15 protein-coding genes, 1 tRNA gene, 1 rRNA gene and 1 CRISPR repeat array are annotated in these 20,711 nt (G+C 41.3%); of the genes, 11 read left to right on the top strand and 6 right to left on the bottom strand.

What is annotated here, in order from left to right:
• Window positions 1-58 precede the first annotated feature (58 nt).
• Genes D8801_RS07855 through D8801_RS07845 form a run of 3 tightly spaced genes read left to right on the top strand, consistent with a single transcriptional unit; the run spans window position 59 to window position 2,404 of the window.
• Window positions 59-1,189, top strand: a complete 1,131-nt coding sequence (locus D8801_RS07855; RefSeq protein ID WP_125849043.1) for an N-acetyldiaminopimelate deacetylase — start codon at window positions 59-61, stop codon at window positions 1,187-1,189.
• An 11-nt stretch (window positions 1,190-1,200) separates the two neighbouring features.
• A complete protein-coding gene (locus D8801_RS07850; RefSeq protein ID WP_125849042.1) occupies window positions 1,201-1,740 on the top strand; it encodes a 5-formyltetrahydrofolate cyclo-ligase in 540 nt (179 codons plus the stop codon).
• Window positions 1,724-2,404, top strand: coding sequence for a rhomboid family intramembrane serine protease (locus D8801_RS07845; protein WP_093587114.1), 681 nt, complete (start codon window positions 1,724-1,726; stop codon window positions 2,402-2,404). The genes D8801_RS07850 and D8801_RS07845 overlap by 17 nt, the downstream gene beginning before the upstream one ends.
• 48 nt (window positions 2,405-2,452) lie before the next feature.
• Window positions 2,453-3,544: a CRISPR direct-repeat array (repeat unit 36 nt; unit sequence GTTTTGGAACCATTCGAAACAACACAGCTCTAAAAC).
• A 90-nt stretch (window positions 3,545-3,634) separates the two neighbouring features.
• On the opposite strand, the gene csn2 is transcribed toward D8801_RS07845, so the two are convergent.
• The 6 genes from csn2 to D8801_RS07815 form a co-directional block, all read right to left on the bottom strand.
• Window positions 3,635-4,297, bottom strand: a complete 663-nt coding sequence (csn2, locus tag D8801_RS07840; protein ID WP_125849040.1) for a type II-A CRISPR-associated protein Csn2 — start codon at window positions 4,295-4,297, stop codon at window positions 3,635-3,637.
• On the bottom strand, window positions 4,287-4,631 hold the full coding sequence (gene cas2, locus D8801_RS07835; RefSeq protein WP_125849038.1) for a CRISPR-associated endonuclease Cas2: 345 nt from the start codon (window positions 4,629-4,631) through the stop codon (window positions 4,287-4,289). Before cas2 ends, csn2 begins: the two co-directional genes overlap by 11 nt.
• A complete protein-coding gene (cas1, locus tag D8801_RS07830; protein WP_125849036.1) occupies window positions 4,628-5,494 on the bottom strand; it encodes a type II CRISPR-associated endonuclease Cas1 in 867 nt (288 codons plus the stop codon). Before cas1 ends, cas2 begins: the two co-directional genes overlap by 4 nt.
• Entirely contained in the window at window positions 5,494-9,675 is a 4,182-nt protein-coding gene (gene cas9 / locus D8801_RS07825; protein ID WP_125849034.1) for a type II CRISPR RNA-guided endonuclease Cas9, read from the bottom strand. The genes cas1 and cas9 overlap by 1 nt, the downstream gene beginning before the upstream one ends.
• Window positions 9,676-10,192: 517 nt before the next feature.
• A complete protein-coding gene (gene galU / locus D8801_RS07820) occupies window positions 10,193-11,101 on the bottom strand; it encodes a UTP--glucose-1-phosphate uridylyltransferase GalU (RefSeq protein ID WP_000811032.1) in 909 nt (302 codons plus the stop codon).
• Between the two features lie 21 nt (window positions 11,102-11,122).
• The gene (locus tag D8801_RS07815; protein WP_125849032.1) at window positions 11,123-12,139 is read right to left on the bottom strand and encodes an NAD(P)H-dependent glycerol-3-phosphate dehydrogenase; all 1,017 of its coding nucleotides are present in this window, start codon (window positions 12,137-12,139) and stop codon (window positions 11,123-11,125) included.
• A 206-nt stretch (window positions 12,140-12,345) separates the two neighbouring features.
• Here D8801_RS07815 and D8801_RS07810 point away from each other — a divergent pair, with 206 nt between their 5' ends.
• From D8801_RS07810 to D8801_RS07775, 8 genes are all read left to right on the top strand, one after another.
• On the top strand, window positions 12,346-14,052 hold the full coding sequence (locus D8801_RS07810) for an ABC transporter ATP-binding protein (RefSeq protein ID WP_125849030.1): 1,707 nt from the start codon (window positions 12,346-12,348) through the stop codon (window positions 14,050-14,052).
• Between the two features lies 1 nt (window position 14,053).
• Entirely contained in the window at window positions 14,054-15,820 is a 1,767-nt protein-coding gene (locus D8801_RS07805) for an ABC transporter ATP-binding protein (RefSeq protein ID WP_125849028.1), read from the top strand.
• A gap of 139 nt (window positions 15,821-15,959) precedes the next feature.
• On the top strand, window positions 15,960-16,649 hold the full coding sequence (locus D8801_RS07800) for a gamma-glutamyl-gamma-aminobutyrate hydrolase family protein (RefSeq protein WP_125849026.1): 690 nt from the start codon (window positions 15,960-15,962) through the stop codon (window positions 16,647-16,649).
• Window positions 16,650-16,817: 168 nt separating this feature from the next.
• Window positions 16,818-18,167, top strand: coding sequence for a glucose-6-phosphate isomerase (locus D8801_RS07795; RefSeq protein WP_049551029.1), 1,350 nt, complete (start codon window positions 16,818-16,820; stop codon window positions 18,165-18,167).
• Between the two features lie 127 nt (window positions 18,168-18,294).
• Window positions 18,295-19,755: a glutamate--tRNA ligase gene (gene gltX / locus D8801_RS07790; protein ID WP_125849024.1), complete on the top strand. Its 1,461-nt coding sequence runs from the start codon at window positions 18,295-18,297 to the stop codon at window positions 19,753-19,755.
• Between the two features lie 12 nt (window positions 19,756-19,767).
• Window positions 19,768-20,202: a cytidine deaminase family protein gene (locus D8801_RS07785; RefSeq protein ID WP_125849022.1), complete on the top strand. Its 435-nt coding sequence runs from the start codon at window positions 19,768-19,770 to the stop codon at window positions 20,200-20,202.
• Between the two features lie 116 nt (window positions 20,203-20,318).
• Window positions 20,319-20,390: transfer RNA gene (locus D8801_RS07780), tRNA-Glu, on the top strand.
• A gap of 242 nt (window positions 20,391-20,632) precedes the next feature.
• Window positions 20,633-20,711, top strand: a 16S ribosomal RNA gene (locus D8801_RS07775); the annotation flags it as partial.

Raw genomic sequence — 20,711 nt, 5'->3', positions numbered from 1 at the left:
TAAAAAAGAGGCGGAACCCTTTTTCCAGCCTCTTTCTGCTATATAGGAGGACAGATAGATGTTAGATTTGATTCAGACCAGACGAGATTTGCACCAGATTCCAGAGATTGGCTTGGAGGAATTCAAGACTCAGGCTTATTTGCTGGATGTGATTGAGAAATTGACTACGGGCAAGAATTTTGTTCAAGTTCGTACTTGGCGGACAGGGATTTTGGTCTATTTGCAGGGAAGCCAGCCGAAGCGGACCATTGGTTGGCGCACAGATATTGATGGACTTCCTATCCTTGAACAAACGGGCCTTCCTTTTTCTTCCCAACATCAAGGTCGTATGCATGCCTGTGGCCATGATTTTCACATGACCATTGCCTTGGGCTGTCTCGAGCGCGCCCTTGAGGAGCAACCCAAGAATAATTTGCTCTTCCTGTTTCAACCTGCTGAAGAAAATGAAGCTGGTGGCATGCTCATGTATGAGGACGGCGCTTTTGGGGACTGGCTACCAGACCAGTTTTATGGGCTCCATGTTCGTCCGGATCTGAAAGTCGGCCAGATTGCGACCAATACTCACACGCTCTTTGCTGGGACTTGCGAGGTTAAGATCCGTTTCAAAGGGAAAGGGGGACACGCAGCCTTTCCGCATGAAGCCAATGACGCCTTGGTGGCTGCTAGCTACTTTGTGACCCAGGTGCAGTCAGTTGTCAGCCGCAATGTTAATCCAATCGAGGGAGCGGTGGTTACCTTTGGCCTTTTCCAAGCTGGAACAACCAACAATGTCATCACAGACACAGCCTTTTTGCATGGAACTATTCGCGCCTTGACCCAGGACATGAGCCTCCTGGTACAAAAAAGAGTCAAGACAGTCGCAGAAGGGATTGCAGCAGCCTTTGATATGGAAGTCGAAGTAGAACTCAAGCAAGGAGGCTACCTACCTGTTGAGAACAATCTAGCCTTGGCGCGTGAACTGATGGACTTTTTTGAAGAGAAAGACGGAATCGAGTTGATTGATATCGAACCTGCTATGACAGGTGAGGACTTTGGCTATCTCCTTTCGAAGGTAGATGGCGTTATGTTCTGGCTAGGTATCGACAGTCCCTACGCCCTTCATCACCCTCAGATGAGTCCTAAGGAAGAAGCCTTAGCTATTGGGGTGGAAGCAGTATCTAGTTTCCTGAAAAAGAAGGCAGCAGAGTAGAGGTGCTAGCTATGAAAGCAGAACTACGAAAGCAAGTCTTACACGAAATGAAGGCTTTATCTCAGGAGAAAAAACAGGCTATGGATCGAGTTTTAACAGAACGATTTTTGAATCATCCTTTTTACCAAGATGCCAAAGCCATCGCAACCTATCTCTCCTTCCCTCATGAATTTCAAACGCAGGGACTGATTGACCAGGCGCTGAAGGACGGCAAAAAGGTTTTGATACCCAAAACCTATTCCAAGGGGCGCATGGAGTTTGTGGTCTACGATCCGCAGCAGTTGAAAAAAACTTCCTTTGGTTTACTGGAGCCCCAAGGGGACTTGGAAGTGGTGGATGCCTCTCAGATTGATTTAATTCATGTTCCAGGGTTGGCTTTTACGAAAGAGGGCTATCGGATCGGATATGGCGGAGGCTACTACGACCGCTATTTGGAGAATTTTGCTGGTCAGACCATGAGCACAATCTATCCTTGTCAAGTTCAAGAATTTAACTCGGAAGACCACGATATTCCCGTCCAGGAGGTGCTAATCTATGAAGGAAATCTTTGATAAACGTTACCCTGTTACTAGTCTTTTTCTCCTAATGACAGCTTTGGTATTTCTCTTGATGTTGATTACTACGGGTATCAACTTTGATCAGACAAAAACTCTGTTTCAGTTTGGAGCTATGTATGGACCGATCATTCGCCTGTTCCCAGAGCAGATATGGCGCCTTTTTTCGGCTATATTTGTGCATATTGGTTGGGAACATTTCATTGTCAATATGATTTCACTCTACTTTCTTGGGCGACAGGTGGAGGAGATTTTCGGCTCTAAGCAATTTTTCCTTCTTTATCTCTTATCAGGAATGATGGGCAATCTCTTTGTGTTTGCTTTCACACCGAAAGTCCTAGCAGCAGGAGCATCCACCTCTCTCTATGGATTATTTGCTGCGATTATCGTTTTGCGCTATGCGACTCGCAGCCCCTATATCCAGCAGTTAGGGCAATCCTACTTGACGCTTTTCGTGATAAATATCATTGGAAGTATTCTGATTCCAGGAATCAGCCTAGCAGGGCATATTGGTGGCGCAGTAGGTGGTGCCTTTCTAGCAGTCATCTTTCCAGTTAAATGGGAGAGAAAGATGTATAGTACCAGCCAGCGAATCGGAGCAACCGTACTTTTTGTCGCACTTGCCATTTTCCTTTTCTACAAAGGGATGAGTTATGTGTAGGGATGGAATAGTTAAAAAGCTACTCAAAAAATGAGTAGCTTTTTATGTGAATTTGAACCATTCGAAACAACACAGCTCTAAAACCCTTGTCCGCCTGAAGGTCGATAGGTTCGGGTTTTGGAACCATTCGAAACAACACAGCTCTAAAACTCTTAAATTATTAAAGGGGCCTAGCATTTTGTTTTGGAACCATTCGAAACAACACAGCTCTAAAACTAGATAGCGCCAATATCAACCAATGGACAGGTTTTGGAACCATTCGAAACAACACAGCTCTAAAACTTTGGAATCCTTTTTCCATGCACCATATTTGTTTTGGAACCATTCGAAACAACACAGCTCTAAAACTTTAAACCTGTCCAGCTGTCTGTTACTTGCGTTTTGGAACCATTCGAAACAACACAGCTCTAAAACCCTTATTCGCCGATACATGGAGAGCAAGGAGTTTTGGAACCATTCGAAACAACACAGCTCTAAAACATGTTAGCTCTAGGTAATATTGAATGGGCAGTTTTGGAACCATTCGAAACAACACAGCTCTAAAACATCGACTCCGTAACCTAAATCAGCAAAGGCGTTTTGGAACCATTCGAAACAACACAGCTCTAAAACTAGCTTTAAAGTTTACTGGGGAAACATAGAGTTTTGGAACCATTCGAAACAACACAGCTCTAAAACGGCATGAACAACAAAGATATTAACTCAGCTGTTTTGGAACCATTCGAAACAACACAGCTCTAAAACTCAATTGTAATAGGTGAAATCTTAACTCTAGTTTTGGAACCATTCGAAACAACACAGCTCTAAAACCCTTTTTATTGATAATTGCAATTTTTTATTGTTTTGGAACCATTCGAAACAACACAGCTCTAAAACCAAGCACGAGCAAGGTGTGTTTGTGTCATTGTTTTGGAACCATTCGAAACAACACAGCTCTAAAACCTTCCCTACAAACCAACTTGCAATAGGATTGTTTTGGAACCATTCGAAACAACACAGCTCTAAAACTCTGTCTGCGATCTGGTCTCGACCATCTGCGTTTTGGAACCATTCGAAACAACACAGCTCTAAAACCAAGCACGAGCAAGGTGTGTTTGTGTCATTGTTTTGGAACCATTCGAAACAACACAGCTCTAAAACCTCGTAGAAAAATTTTTCTCACGAAATTTCGTAATCGCGCCATTCGTCTCAGCCAGACTTCAGCTCGTCAGGATCCAATTGTTACTCTTATTATACCATATTTTCAGGGTTCAAGAAATAGTCTTGATCCAATACATACTGCGGAAAATCATAGATTTTCCGAGGCTCAACAAACAAGACGGACAGTTGATTGAGTTGGACATACTCTATCAAATTTACTAACTCATCCTTTGATAGATAGGCGGATGCATTGATGAAAACAAGAAGTTTCTTTTTAGAGAGATATTTAAAAACCTGGACAATTTCTAGCATCTTTTCAAAAGGTGTATCACTCAGGGTTTCGACTTTGACACCAAGTGCATCGATTAACTCTAGAATGGTAATTTCATCATACTCTAGGTCTAACTCGTTTTCCAAACATTCAAATGCCAGTAATTCTGTAATCGTAGCAACCAACTTTTCAATCATGGACTTGACTTCGGGCTTGTCATTGAGTTGATTTTCTAAATCAGCATGTATCAACTTGAGCATGGCAGGCGAGTTGAGATTATAGCCCAAGATATCCGTTATCACTAGTAACTCGGACTCTTTCAGTGCTTTTAGATTTCTATCAAACAACTTCAACTCCCCATCATCAGTATATTGGTAGAACTGCTTGACGATAGTTGAAAAGGTAAACTGGTCTTCCAACACCAAAAAAGTTGCATTTTCAATAGCTAATGGTTCGTCTAATAGCGGAAAATTAATCTTCATCTCTAGGCTCCTCTCCTAGAAAAACCAAACGTGCGTCGGAGTTTGCTACGCTGGTATTTCGCTCGCCATTCAAGTAAATCATACGAGAAAACTGCTTTTCTGTAACGGTTAAGAGGGTAATATTTCCTTTTTTAGGATTGTGCGTCTTAAGGCGTTCAATCATGGCATTATTAGCAGAGTTATTGAGCAAGAGCTTGCTATAGATGGAGAATTGGTGCATGATAAATCCCTCATCTATGAGGAACTTCCGAAATTTCCGATAGGACTTGCGTTCCTCTGCGGTATCAACTGGCATATCAAACATTAAAATCATACGCATATATCGATAACTCATATCCTAAACTCAGGAACTCCTTTCTCGGGTTGATTGAGAGCTTGGATGACTTTCTTAGTATAGTCGCTGACGATATTGGTCAGATACATATCCTTTCCATTGTAGTGAAAGGTATCTGAGAAAATGGTAAAAAGTTCTCGCTTGATTTTGATAAAAGAACTGTTTCGATTTTCATAGACAATTCTGTCAATAATCGGACGAAAAGGCTCCATAATATCGCTGGCTAGGTTGAATTGATTAAACTGATTAGCATGTTTCAATCCAAACTGGGTCATACAGCCAGACAACACAATCTCACGCGCAAACATACTCAAAATCAAGGTGTAGCCGTAGTCCAAGGCAGCATTGATATCACTATCTTGCTCACGACTAAAATCATTCCCAAACAAGGTATTAAAATAAATACGAGCTGCGTGTCCCTCACGGTTACTAGGATCAAATAAATCCAACCCATGATAGAGATCGATGACGGATTGAGATTTTTCTAGAAAACCACAACTCCCTAGATAAAAAGCCTGATTGAGAATCTTTTGTGCAATAATGGTTGTCCAAATTTCCGCCTTTACATCTTCATTCCAAGCAATTTGCCGAGAAAGTTGTAAACTGGAATCGTGTCGACCATAGTAAGGCATTAAGTATGCCGTTGGCAAGCGTTTATCATCACAAAAGATGACCAGAATATTTTCATCCACCAGGCGCTTTATCAGCATAGTGGAGAGAACGATGTCCGTCGTCTCCAAAAGCAGGATGTCCACCTCGGACAGGTGAATCAACTCTGTCCGAGAGGCATCTTTAAAAATCAAGTGGTTGTTCTTGTAGGAAAGCTTAGAGTGCGTATTGACAACAACGGTTCTCCATCCCATTAGTCTTCTCCTAGTTTGCTTAAATCAATCCGAGTCTCGTAGAGACCAGTGATGGACTGGTGGATGAGGGTGGCGTTGAGGAGTGATGAAGGTGTATAGTCCCTGTATCGTGGAATTTTTACTCCTAAAAATTCGAAATCAGAGGCGCTTCCTTGTGATGTCAATTCGAATAAACCAGCATTTTTACTATTTTCTGGACCAATGAAGCTGAAACACAATTCTTTGATATCTACTGTTTCCCAATCTGTAAATGCTTGCCGGATTCTCTCTCCATTTTTTAACGCCCCAACATACTTTTCGTTAAAATCAAGTACATAATCTAAAAGTTTTGCAAACTCATCCCTATGTTTCTCAACATACTCTAAGTGTTCTGGTTCGAGTGCCTTATTAATATTCTTAGCATGATACAAAAGAGTCGTATATTTTTCGGAGATGACCAATTCATTACCTTTATGAATTTCTCCTCGTTTATTGTTTGTTGATAGAATACTTGCAAGTCTTCTTCTTGTACCATCAGGAAACTCAAACAAACTATACTTAGGCAATGTAATAGTTGAAAGAATTTTTATATATCCTTTTTCAAGAAGGTAGTTTTCCTTGTTATTTTCAAAATTTATTTTATCTAAAATAGAGATACCTTGAAACTCAAGAATTGTCTTTTGTTGTTTTTTTGCTCCTTTTTCGATAATAGCTTTAACTAAGATCGCGTATGAGTTAGAAATACCAGCGTAACCACCGTATTTTCGTGGATCAAGTCCTTGTTTAATTGGAACAAGATTTTCTTTACTACCTTCTGATGGTTTAGGAGATGGATTAGAATTGAACAATCCTTTAGGCTTACCTCTATCTAGACCATGTGTCTGAATTTCTGTTTTCTTCACAATATTCACCTGCGGAAGTGAAAGAACTTTTTTGATTGTAGCGAAATCTTTTTCCTTATTCCAAGCGATTTCTCCAGTATCCTTGGAGTATTCGATATTCTCTCTTTTTACGATAGTTCCGTCTGCGTAATGTACCTCTTCTTTAAAGAAGTTCAACAAGTTTGAGTAGAAGAAATACTTTTCAGTTGCTTTTTCGACTTCTTTAGGGTCTTTGGATTTTGAGATGTATCGCTTAAGGTCATACTTTTGATAGTCACCATAGACGAATTCAGGCTCTAGTTTAGGATATTTCTTAAGGATAGCCTTAGCAACCACTGCATTTAAGTAGGCATCATGTGCATGGTGGTAGTCATTGATTTCCCGTACCTTGTATAACCTAAATTCTTTACGGAAGTTGGAAACCAGATTGGATTTCAAAGTGATGATTTTGACGGTACGGTTCTTCTTATCCTTCTCATTCACTTCTGTATTATAGCGAGCATCCAAAATCTGTGCAACGTGTTTTGTGATTTGCCGTGTTTCAACTAGTTGGCGTTTGATGAAACCAACTTTATCAAGCTCATTTAGCCCGCCTCGCTCTCGCTCTGCTTTGGTTAAATTCTTAAATTTACGTTCTGAAATTAACTTAGAATCCAACAGTTGTTGCCAAAAAGCTTTTCTTTTTTGAACAACTTCTAAACTTGGAACATTATCGGATTTCCCACGATTATCCTTTGAACTCGTCAAGACACGGTTATCAAGCGAATCATCTTTTATAAAGGCCTGTGGGATGATGTGGTCAATGTCATAGCTACTTAATTGATTGATGTCAAGAGCTTCCCCTGTGTACATATCTTTTCCATTTTGGAGATAGTAAAGGAAGAGGCGGTCGTTTTGAAGTTGATTATTATCTGTTGGATTTTCTTTTAATATATTTGAATCAAGCCCAGATGCTAATATTTTCAGTGAATCTTCAATGCGTTTATATCTCTGTTGGGAATTCTTTTTCCCTCTGACAGTTGTCTGATTTTCTCGAGCCATTTCAATTACAATGGACTCAGGAGCATGCCCCATAACCTTGACAAGTTCATCAACGATCTTGATACTTTGTAAAATTCCCTTTTTAATGGCAGGGCTTCCTGGAAGTTCTTGAACAACTTGCTTCAAATCATCTGTTTTGCCAACGACTTGTGCTTTTTGGATAATTTCTTTGAAAGAAAGTCTGTCATCATTGATTAACTGCATAAAGTTACGATTGTTGTAATCGTCATCGATCAGATAATCAAGAATCGTTTTGCCAGTTTGTTTATCGCAGATACCGTTAATTAGCTTAGCAGAAAGTTTCCCCCATCCAGTATACTGTCGACGAGTCAGTGCCTTGATCACTTTTTCATCAAAGAGAGAATTATATTGAGCAAGGCGTTGCTTAATCATCTCACGATCTTCAAAGATAGTTAGCGTGTGGACGATATTTTCAAGAATTGCTTCATTTTTAGCATCATCCATAAACTCCTTATCCTTGATAATTTTGAGTAAATCATGATAAGTAGAAAGACTAGCGTTAAATTGTTTTTCAATTCCTTTTAGTTCGATTCCATCGTAGCCATCAACATTGTGTAGATAATGAATGAGATCTTTTTCGGTTACTTTTCTTTTTTCTTTGAAACATCTATCAACAATTTGCTTCTTCTGCCCACTATCAAGGAATTGATAGTCTCTCAATCCTTCTGCAATAAATTTTACTTTTGTTAATTCATTATAGACAGCAAATGTTTCATACAACAGACTGTGCTTAGGCAAAACTTTTTCCTCTGGGAGATACAAGTCATAGTTAGTCATCTTATTGATGAAGTCTTCCGCAGAGCTTGCTTTATCAACAATTTCTTCGAAATTCCAAGGTCGGATTGCTTGGTCAGAATTTCGAGTAAGCCACGCAAAATCACGATTGCCACGAGCCAATGGGCCAACGTAGTAAGGAATACGGAAAGTCAAGATTTTCTCTATCTTTTCTTTATTTTCCTTCAGGAATGGATAATGTTCTCCTTGCCGACGGAGAATGGCATTCATTTCTTGAAGATGAATTTGATGAGGAATAGAACCGTTATCAAAAGTACGTTGTTTTCTCAAAAAATCTTCACGTTCGATTTTCTCAAGGAAATAATCTGCTCCTTCGAATTTAGAGAGAAGATTTTTGATATATTTGTAAAATGATTCTTGTGTGGTCTTGCCATCGATATATCCAGCATACCCATCTTTAGATTGGTCAGAAAAAACTTCAACACATTTTTCTGCTGGAAGATTGTTTTTGATGAATTGTTTTAAGGCAACTAAGTCTTCTTCATGTTCTTTGAATCGAATGACCATTTTTGCTGATAAAGGCGCATGTGGGGATTCGTCTGAAACGATACCTGCTAATAAGATACCATCACTTAGATTTTTCACCGCAGAAAAGAGTTCGATGAAATTTTCTCCGATTAGTGCGAGGAGATTTCCAAGATCTTCTTCATAGCTCTCCGATGATATTTGTAATTTAGCATCGTTTTCTAAACTAAAGTTTGTTTTAAAATTAGGTGTCAATCCTAGAGCTAGTCCGATTAAATTACCGAATAAGGTATTCTTCTTTTCACTTGGGTAGTTCTTAAGAAGTTGTTCCTGTTTTTCAGACTTAGGGATTTTAGCAGTTAGAATTTCTGTGACATTCAGTTTGATTTTGGAAAGGGAGGTTTCTTGAACATTATCATATTCTTCAACAAATTTTTCAAACAGTCCTTGGATGTCATTATTTTGAACTTTAAACTTGGGATCGTCAATCAAAAAATGCCCGCGGTATTTAATCATGTGAGCAAGAGCTAGATAGATCAAACGTAAATCTGCTTTTTCATTTGACTCTGCCAGTTGCTTTCTCAAATGATAGATAGTCGGAAATTTCTTATGATATTCTTTTTCTTCTGCCAAGGTAGCAAAAATAGGGTACTTACTTCCTCTTTTATCGTCAGGAACTAAAAAGGAGTCATCTAATCGATGAAAGAAACTACTATCTACCTTGTTCATTTCCTCAGCAAAGATTTCTTGAAGATAGCGAAGACGATTTTTCCGACGAGTATAGCGACGACGTGCTGTTCGTTTGAGACGTCTATCCTCAGCGGTAGTCCCTTCATCAAATAACAAAGCCCCGATGAGATTTTTCTTGATAAAGTGTTTATCAGTATTGCCCCGAACTTTCATCTTTTTCGATGGAACCTTATAGTCATCTGTAATGACGGCCCATCCGACGCTGTTTGTTCCGACATCTAGTCCGATAGAGTAAGATTTTTTAGTCATCTATTGCTCTCCATTTTATTGTAATTTTAGAGTCGTATCAGCAAGTGCTAATATATTAACTTTAACTAAATTATATATCTTTTTGCTATTAAAAGCAACAAATTATAAAACGCTTTCAATATAGTTTTTTTATATTTGTAAAATAAAATGTTATTCTATTTTATATAGATTTTTTCTTGCTATTTTTAAAAGAATGGTATATAATATAGCTGTTGGAACCATTCGAAACAACACAGCGAGTTAAAATAAGGCTTTGTCCGTACACAACTTGAAAAAGTGAGCACCGATTCGGTGTTTTTTATTTTATTATACTAACTTAGTATACTCCTATTTTTATAAAAAACAAACAGAAGTATAGTGCTTTCACAAAATTTGGCAAATAATTAGAGACAAGTGTGGGAACTGCTCGACCTATCGATTCTTTTCTTCGATGATAGGCAAAGTACAGGGATGAGATGAGTGTAAATAAAAAAAGAACTAGGATAGTCAACCACCCTAGTTCTTCTTTTGTTATAGATTATTTTTTTAATTTCTCTCCAGCTAACTCTTTTCCGAGTTGGATGAGGTAGTCTTTCAAGTCGTCTTTGACTTGTGGGTGTCTCAGAGCGTAGTCGATGGATGTTTTCATAAAGCCAAACTTATCTCCGACATCGTAGCGGGAACCCTTGAACTCACGAGCAAATACACGTTGTGTTTTATTGAGGGTATCGATCGCATCTGTCAATTGAATTTCATTTCCTGCACCTGGAGCTTGGTTCTCGAGGATTTGGAAAATTTCAGGTGTGAGGAGGTAGCGTCCAATAATAGCAAGGTCGCTAGGAGCGTCCTCTGGCGCAGGTTTTTCAACAAAGGTTTCAACGCTGTAAAGGCCGTTTTTCCCTTCGCCTTGCGGAGCAATAACCCCATAGGCAGATACTTCATCGTGAGGGACTGGCATGACAGCGATAGTAGATGCGTGAGTACGTTCATAGTCATCCATGAGTTGTTTGGTGAGCGGAACGGCCTTTTCATTAGTGATATCCATCAAGTCATCCCCAAGCATCACGACAAAAGGTTCATTTCCGACGAAAGCCTTGGCTTGCAAAACAGCATCTCCGAGACCGCGTGGATGAGTTTGGCGGATAAAATGCAGGCGCATGCCAGTTGTTTCATCAACTAGCTTCAAAAGATCTGTTTTCCCTTTTTCTTTGAGGTTGTATTCCAATTCGAAGTTTGAATCAAAATGGTCCTCAATGGAACGTTTTGACTTACCAGTAACAACCAAGATATCTTCGATTCCAGATTTGAGGGCTTCTTCAACGATAAATTGGATGGTTGGTTTATCTACGATTGGCAACATTTCCTTGGCCAAGGCCTTAGTTGCTGGGAGGAAACGAGTTCCCAATCCAGCTGCAGGGATGACTGCTTTTCTGACTTTTTGTTTCATAATGTTCCTTTCTATAAGGGTCTAAGACCATTCGTTTTCTGCTTTAAATTCGTTGTTCATGATGCCGTTGATTGCTTCTTTGATATTGACACCTTCATAGATAACTCGATAAATGGCTTGTGTGATTGGCATGTAGACACCCAATTCCTGAGCCAGTTCGTAAGCTGCTCGAGTCGTTGAAATTCCTTCAATGACCATGCCCATGTTGGCTTCGATGTCTGCGAGGGATTCTCCACGACCGAGAGCGTCACCTGCCCTCCAGTTACGAGAGTGGACAGATGTCCCCGTTACGATCAAATCACCAACTCCAGAAAGACCGCTATAAGTCAGAGGATTAGCTCCAAGAGCGACACCTAGACGGGTGATTTCTGCCAAGCCACGGGCGATGATGGCTGCCTTGGCATTGTCGCCAAACCCTAGGCCATGTAATGCACCTGCGCCAACTGCGATGATATTTTTAAGAGCACCAGCGGTTTCAACCCCGATAACATCCGTATTGGTATAGAGGCGGAAGTAGTGATTACTAAAGAGATTTTGAACGTACTGGGCAGTTTCAAGATCTTTAGAGGCTGCAGTGATCAAGGTAATATCCCGTACAATCGTTTCCTCAGCATGGCTCGGTCCTGAAACAACGACGACTTTACTGCGAAGGTCAGCTGGGATTTCCTCTTCCAGAATGGTTGATAGGCGTTTGTGACTATCTGGTTCCAAGCCTTTGGAGGCATGCATGATGACAACCTTGTGATTGAGTACCTTTGCTACTTGTTGGGCAACCAGTCTCGTTACTTTTGTTGGGACTACAAATAAAACAGCATCCACATCCTTTAGTGTTTCTTCCAAGTCATGGTATGCCTTGATGTTTTCGTCGAGTAGGATGTCTTTAAAGTAGCGTTTGTTTGTATGTTGGCTATTGATTTCATCGATTTGGTCAGGAATATTTCCCCAAATCCGAACCTCGTGTCCATTGTCGTTTAGGACCTGCGAAAGGGCAGTTCCCCAAGAACCAGGACCCAAGACAGCGATGGTTTGTTTCTTCATCTTCTCCTCCTTGTAAGAGTTCTTCTTTTCATTTTACCATAAAAAGCCTTTTCATGCATTACTTGCGAGTGAAAGCGCACTAATTTATAATAAGAAAACGCCTTTGACAAGATTCCTCTTTTTTGCTAGAATAGCATCAACATGAAAGAATGAGAGGAGCTGGCGAATTTCGTCACTCCCTTTTGTCTATCTGATTAGGAGGAAGTATGCTGATTGAAAAAATTAAAGCCTATAAATGGCAAGCCTTGGCATCCTTTGTGATGACAGGCTTGATGGTTGCGAGCTCGCTCTTGCAACCTCGCTATTTGCAGGAGGTTTTAGATGCTCTACTGGCTGGCCGACATGAGGCTATTTATAGTATTGGGGCATGGTTGATAGGAGTAGCCCTCGTGGGTCTGGTTGCAGGTGGTGTCAATGTTATTCTTGCAGCCTATATCGCTCAGGGAGTATCTTCGGATCTTCGGGAAGATGCTTTTCGTAAGATCCAAACCTTTTCTTATGCCAACATTGAGCGGTTTAATGCTGGGAATCTGGTTGTTCGTATGACCAATGATATCAACCAAATTCAGAACATGGTGATGATGGTTTTCCAAATCCTTTTCCGTCTCCCTTTGCTTTTTATTGGTTCCTTTATCTTAGCGGTTCACACCCTGCCTTCGCTTTGGTGGGTAATTGTCCTTATGGTAGTGCTGATTTTTGCGCTTACAGGTATCATGATGGGAATGATGGGGCCGCGCTTTGCCAAGTTTCAAACCCTTCTTGAACGAATTAATGCCATCGCCAAGGAAAATCTACGTGGTGTGCGTGTGGTCAAATCCTTTGTGCAGGAAAAAGAGCAATTTGACAAGTTTACTGAGGTCTCAGATGAGCTTCTGGGACAAAATATTTATATTGGTTATGCCTTTTCAGTAGTGGAACCTTTTATGATGCTCATTGGGTACGGAGCGGTTTTCCTCTCCATCTGGTTGGTTGCGGGAATGGCTCAGTCGGATCCGTCAGTCGTTGGTTCTATTGCTTCCTTTGTTAACTATCTCAGTCAGATTATCTTTACAATCGTCATGGTTGGATTTTTAGGGAATTCTGTCAGTCGGGCTATGATTTCGATGATGCGTATCCGTGAGGTTCTAGATACCGAGCCAGCGATGACTTTTAAGGATCTTCCAGATGAGGATCTAGAAGGAAGTCTCTCTTTTGAAAATGTGACCTTCACTTATCCTACCGATGAAGAGCCCATGCTTAAGAATGTAAGTTTTGAAGTTGCACCAGGTCAGATGATCGGTGTGGTTGGAGCGACTGGGGCAGGGAAGTCCACCCTTGCCCAGCTAATTCCACGACTTTTTGACCCACAGGAGGGTTCGATCAAGATTGGTGGCAAGGATATTCGAGATGTCAGCGAAGGAACCTTGCGTAAAACAGTTTCCATCGTCTTGCAACGTGCTATTCTTTTTAGTGGTACCATTGCAGATAATCTCCGTCAAGGAAAAGGCAATGCCAGTGTGTCCGAACTGGAACGTGCGGCACGGATTGCTCAAGCCAGTGAATTTATCGGACGCATGGAAAACAAATTTGAGAGTCAGGTCGAAGAACGTGGCACCAACTTTTCTGGTGGACAAAAACAACGGATGTCGATTGCCCGTGGGATTGTCAGCAATCCCCGTATCCTGATTTTTGACGATTCGACTTCGGCCTTGGATGCCAAGTCAGAGAGACTCGTGCAGGAAGCTTTGAACAAAGACCTGAAAGGGACGACAACCATTATCATCGCTCAAAAGATCAGTTCAGTCGTCCATGCAGACAAGATTTTGGTCTTGGACCAAGGGCGATTGATTGGAGAGGGAAGGCATGCAGACTTGGTTGCTAGCAATGCCGTCTACCGTGAAATCTACGAAACACAAAAGGGAAAGGAGGAATAAAATGAAAACAGTTCGATTTTTCTGGAATTATTTTAAAGTTTACAAGCTCTCCTTTGTCATTGTGATTCTGATGGTTGCGATTGCGACAATTGCCCAAGCCCTCTTCCCTGTTTTTTCAGGTCAAGCAGTAACAGAGCTTGCTAACCTAGTTCTAGCTTATCAAAATGGAACCTCCGAACTAGCCTGGCAGAGTTTGTCAGCTCTGATGCTGAATCTAGCTCTGGTTGTCCTTGTCTTGGTGGTGTCTAGCTTGATTTACATGACCTTGATGACCCGTGTGATTGCCGAGTCGACAAATGAGATGCGAAAGGGTCTCTTTGGCAAACTTTCTCGTTTGACGGTTTCTTTCTTTGACCGCCATCAGGATGGCGACATCCTTTCTCGCTTCACGAGTGACTTGGATAACATCCTTCAAGCCTTCAATGAAAGCCTAGTTCAGGTTATGAGCAATATTGCTCTTTACATCGGTTTGATTTTTGTCATGTTTTCAAGAAATGTGACGCTAGCCCTGATAACAGTAGCCAGCACCCCGGTGGCCTTTCTCATGTTGGTTTTCATCGTGAAAATGGCCCGCAAGTACACCAATCTCCAGCAAAAAGAGGTTGGGAAACTCAATGCCTACATGGACGAAAGTATTTCAGGTCAGAAAGCTGTTATCGTACAAGGAATTCAAGACGACATCGTAGCAGGCTTTGTGGAGCAAAATGAGCGCGTACGCAAGGCGACCTTTAAGGGAAGAATGTTCTCAGGCATCCTCTTTCCAGTTATGAATGGGATGAGTTTGGTCAACACAGCTATCGTCATTTTTGCAGGTTCGGCTGTCTTGCTGAACGATCCAAGTATCGAAACAACGACAGCCCTAGGTTTGATTGTTATGTTTACCCAATTTTCTCAGCAGTACTACCAGCCGATTATCCAGGTGGCTGCGAGTTGGGGAAGTCTTCAGTTGGCCTTTACTGGAGCGGATCGTATCCAAGAAATGTTCGATGCAGAAGAAGAGATTCGCCCGCAAAATGCACCAGCCTTTACGGAATTGCGAGAAGGTGTTGAAATCAGTCACATTGATTTCTCTTATGTGCCAGACAAGCCGATTTTAAAAGATGTTAGCATTTCAGCTCCTAAGGGGCAGATGATAGCAGTTGTAGGTCCGACTGGTTCAGGGAAAACGACCATCATGAACCTCATCAATCGTTTCTACGATGTGGATGGAGGTAGCATTTCTTTTGATGGAAAAGACATTCGTGACTACGACTTGGACAGCCTGCGGAGCAAGGTCGGGATTGTCTTGCAGGATTCGGTCTTGTTTAGTGGAACGATTCGGGACAATATCCGCTTTGGTGTGCCAGATGCCAGTCAGGAAATGGTTGAAGCTGCTGCCAAGGCAACTCATATTCATGACTACATCGAAAGCTTACCTGATAAGTATGATACCCTTATTGATGATGAGCAAAATATCTTCTCGACTGGGCAGAAACAATTGATTTCCATCGCTCGGACCTTGATGACAGATCCTCAAGTCCTAATCTTAGATGAAGCGACTTCCAATGTCGATACCGTAACAGAAAGTAAGATTCAACATGCCATGGAGGCAGTAGTAGCAGGTCGAACCAGTTTTGTCATTGCCCATCGTCTCAAGACCATCCTCAATGCCGATCAGATTATTGTCCTCAAAGATGGAGAGGTCATTGAACGTGGAAATCATCACGAGTTGCTCAAACTCGGCGGTTTCTACTCAGAACTGTATCACAATCAATTTGTCTTCGAATAAAAAAGAAGTTGCCCTCGTTGGGCAGCTTTTTCTTATCCATAAAAAATACTTATCACGGTCTTTAAAAAAACATATTAGACAGGAAAGGGTTGGAGTGATAAGATAAGACTGTTGCAAGAAAATCGAAAGGAGACACATCATGGCTAGAACGGTTGTAGGAGTTGCTGCAAATCTATGTCCTGTAGATGCAGAAGGGAAAAACATTCATTCGTCTGTATCCTGTAAATTTGCAGAGAGCATTCGTCAAGTCGGAGGTCTCCCTTTGGTTATTCCTGTTGGTGATGAGTCCGTTGTGCGTGATTATGTGGAAATGATCGACAAACTCATCTTGACAGGTGGGCAAAACGTCCATCCCCAGTTTTATGGGGAAAAAAAGACCATTGAGAGCGATGATTACAACCTTGTACGCGATGAGTTTGAACTAGCTCTCTTGAAAGAAGCGCTCCGTCAGAATAAACCAATTATGGCAATCTGTCGTGGGGTTCAGCTGGTCAATGTTGCTTTTGGCGGCACCCTCCACCAAGAAATTGAAGGTCACTGGCAAGGCTTGCCTTTTGGAACATCTCATTCTATTGAGACGGTAGAAGGAAGCGTGGTGGCTAAGTTGTTTGGCAAAGAAAGTCAGGTCAACTCAGTCCATCGACAAAGTATTAAAGATTTGGCACCTAATTTCCGTGTAACTGCTATTGATCCAAGAGACCAGACTATCGAAGCGATTGAGTCTATAGACGAGCATCGTATCATTGGTTTGCAGTGGCATCCAGAGTTTTTGGTCAATGAAGAAGACGGCAATTTAGAACTCTTTGAGTATTTATTAAATGAATTGTAACGGTTAGAATATCTAGCCGTTTTTATTCGTCCTTTCAGATTTTTTGTATTTTAGCATTTTTACGCAAACGTTTGAATTCTGATAAAAATTGGGCAAATTCAATAAAAAAACTTGAAAAAATCGAAGGTAAGCGTTATGATAGAAAAGAAGAAATATTGGAGGAATATCATGTCACATATTAAATTTGACTATTCAAAAGTTTTAGACAAATTTGTTGCACCACATGAAGTGGAATACATGCAAGCACAAGTAACAGCAGCAGACGAATTGATCCGCAAAGGAACTGGTGCTGGTAGCGACTTTTTGGGTTGGTTGGACCTTCCTGAAAATTATGACCGCGAAGAATTCGACCGCATCTTGAAAGCTGCTGAGCAAATCAAGTCAGATAGCGATGTTTTGGTTGTTATCGGTATCGGTGGATCTTACCTTGGTGCCAAAGCGGCCATCGACTTCTTGAACCACCACTTTGCAAACTTGCAAACAAAAGAAGAGCGCAAAGCGCCACAAATCCTTTACGCTGGAAACTCAATTTCATCTACTTACCTTGCTGACTTGGTAGAGTATGTAGCTGACAAAGACTTCTCAGTAAACGTGATTTCTAAATCAGGTACAACAACTGAACCAGCCATCGCTTTCCGTGTCTTCAAAGAACTCTTGGTTAAGAAATACGGTCAAGAAGAAGCCAACAAACGTATCTATGCTACAACTGACCGCCAAAAAGGTGCTGTTAAGGTTGAAGCAGATGCTAATGGTTGGGAAACATTTGTAGTTCCAGACGACATCGGTGGACGTTTCTCAGTATTGACAGCAGTTGGTTTGCTTCCAATCGCAGCGTCAGGAGCTGATATCAAAGCCCTTATGGAAGGTGCCAACGCAGCTCGTAAAGACTACACTTCAGATAAGATTTCTGAAAATGAAGCTTACCAATATGCAGCAGTACGTAACATCCTTTACCGCAAAGGCTACGCTACTGAAATTTTGGTAAACTACGAACCATCACTTCAATACTTCTCAGAATGGTGGAAACAATTGGCTGGTGAATCAGAAGGGAAAGACCAAAAAGGGATCTACCCAACTTCAGCTAACTTCTCAACTGACTTGCACTCATTGGGTCAATTTATCCAAGAAGGAACTCGTATCATGTTTGAAACAGTTGTCCGTGTTGACAAACCACGTAAGAACGTGATCATTCCTAGTTTGGAAGAAGACCTTGATGGACTTGGTTACCTTCAAGGAAAAGATGTTGACTTTGTAAACAAAAAAGCGACTGACGGTGTTCTTCTTGCCCACACTGACGGTGATGTACCAAACATGTACGTGACCCTTCCAGAGCAAGATGCCTTCACTCTTGGCTACACTATCTACTTCTTCGAATTGGCTATCGCCCTTTCAGGTTACTTGAATGCCATCAACCCATTTGACCAACCAGGTGTTGAAGCATACAAACGCAACATGTTTGCCCTTCTTGGAAAACCAGGATTTGAAGAATTGAGCAAAGAGCTTAACGCACGTCTATAATAGAAGAAAAGAGTGGCTTGCCCACTCTTTTTACTCTCTTTATCCGTAGAAATTGGACTCAGGCGAGACTTGTGATATAATATAGAAAGCAAAAAGGCAGACGCCTAGAGACTTTATAGGAGAAACTATGTCAAAAGATATCCGCGTACGCTACGCACCAAGTCCAACAGGACTACTACACATCGGAAATGCCCGTACTGCATTGTTTAACTACCTTTACGCACGCCATCATGGTGGAACTTTTATCATTCGTATCGAAGATACTGACCGTAAACGCCATGTTGAGGATGGTGAACGTTCACAGCTTGAAAATCTTCGTTGGTTAGGAATGGATTGGGATGAAAGTCCAGAAACTCATGAAAACTATCGCCAATCAGAGCGTTTGGAACTCTATCAAAAATACATCGACCAATTGCTAGCTGAAGGAAAAGCCTACAAATCTTACGTTACAGAAGAAGAATTGGCAGCTGAGCGCGAACGTCAAGAAGCAGCTGGCGAAACACCACGTTACATCAATGAATATCTTGGTATGAGCCAAGAAGAAAAAGCGGCTTACATCGCAGAGCGTGAAGCGGCAGGTATTGTCCCAACCGTTCGTTTGGCTGTTAATGAGTCAGGTATCTACAAATGGCGTGATATGGTCAAAGGCGATATCGAATTTGAAGGTGGCAATATCGGTGGTGATTGGGTTATCCAAAAGAAAGATGGTTACCCAACTTACAACTTTGCTGTCGTTATCGATGACCACGATATGCAGATTTCTCATGTTATCCGTGGAGATGACCACATTGCCAACACCCCAAAACAGCTTATGGTTTATGAAGCCCTTGGTTGGGAAGCTCCAGAGTTCGGTCACATGACCTTAATCATCAACTCTGAAACTGGGAAAAAATTGTCTAAACGCGATACCAATACCCTCCAATTTATCGAAGATTATCGTAAAAAAGGCTATTTGCCAGAAGCAGTCTTTAACTTTATCGCTCTTCTTGGTTGGAATCCTGGTGGCGAAGATGAAATCTTCTCTCGTCAAGAATTGATTGAGCTCTTTGATGAAAACCGCCTCAGCAAGTCTCCAGCTGCCTTTGACCAGAAAAAGATGGACTGGATGAGCAATGAATACATAAAGAATGCAGATTTTGAGACAATCTTTGAAATGGCAAAACCATTCCTAGAAGAAGCAGAACGCTTGACTGACAAGGCCGAAAAATTGGTAGAACTCTATAAGCCACAAATGAAATCAGTAGATGAGATTGTTCCGCTGACAGACCTCTTCTTCTCAGATTTCCCAGAGTTGACAGACGCTGAGCGTGAAATCATGGCAGGAGAAACTGTTCCGGTTGTTCTAGAAGCCTTCAAAGCGAAACTAGAAGCAATGACAGATGAGGAATTTGTGACAGAAAACATCTTCCCACAAATCAAAGCAGTTCAAAAAGAAACAGGTATTAAAGGGAAAAATCTCTTCATGCCTATTCGAATTGCTGTATCAGGTGAAATGCATGGACCAGAATTGCCAGACACCATTTTCTTGCTCGGACGTGAAAAGTCAATTCAGCATATCGAAAACATGCTCAAAGAGATTTCTAAATAAGAAGAACTGCCAATGGATATCTGGGAAAAGATGTATGAAGAAGCACGAACCTTATACAATCCCCACGAAGTTTCTGACTTTGTTTATGCTAACCATGTCGTTGCTGCGGTAGAAGCAGAAGATGGTCAAATATTCACAGGATTTTGTATAGAGGGCACTTGTGGCGTTTTTCATCTCTGTGCAGAACGAGCGGCTCTCTTCAATATGTATCAATTTTCAGGACAAACTAAAGTTAAGAAAATCCTCGCCTTTCGAGATAAACCTCCCTACGGCGAAGGATCAGGTATGCCCTGTGGCGCATGCAGAGAATTTCTCTTAGAATTGAATGCTGAAAATAAAGAAGCAGAGTTCATGATGAACTACGAAACAAGAAAAACAATCAAAGTTGCCGAATTGATCCCTTACTGGTGGGGAGAGGAACGTGCGACTAATTGGCAAGATAAATAGAAGGAGTCAGTTTAACTGGCTCTTTTCTGTTATCATAGAAAAATTTGTATAGGAGATTAAAAAAGATCTTGACAAAGGAAAAAAAGTAGGTATAATAGAAAGAGTTGAAAAGCTCAGGTCCGTTGGTCAAGGGGTTAAGACACCGCCTTTTCACGGCGGTAACACGGGTTCGAATCCCGTACGGACTATGGTATGTTGCGGATGGAACACTTGATGAAAAAAGTTCAAAAAAGTTTCAAAAAAGTGTTGACATAGGTCANCAGCTGTGATATACTAATATAGTTGTCGCTTGAGAGAGATTGAGTGACAAAGACCTTTGAAAACTGAACAAGACGAACCAATGTGCAGGGCACTACAACTGATGTTGTAGTACTGAACAATGAAAAAACAATAAATCTGTCAGTGACAGAAATGAGTGAGAACTCAAACTTTTAATGAGAGTTTGATCCTGGCTCAGGACGAACGCTGGCGGCGTGCCTAATACATGCAAGTAGAACGCTGAAGGAGGA

The sequence above is a fragment of the Streptococcus oralis genome, assembly GCF_003943415.1.
In the GTDB taxonomy this organism is placed as follows: Bacteria; Bacillota; Bacilli; order Lactobacillales; family Streptococcaceae; genus Streptococcus; species Streptococcus oralis_BJ.
This window is presented reverse-complemented; position numbering and strand designations above follow the sequence as displayed.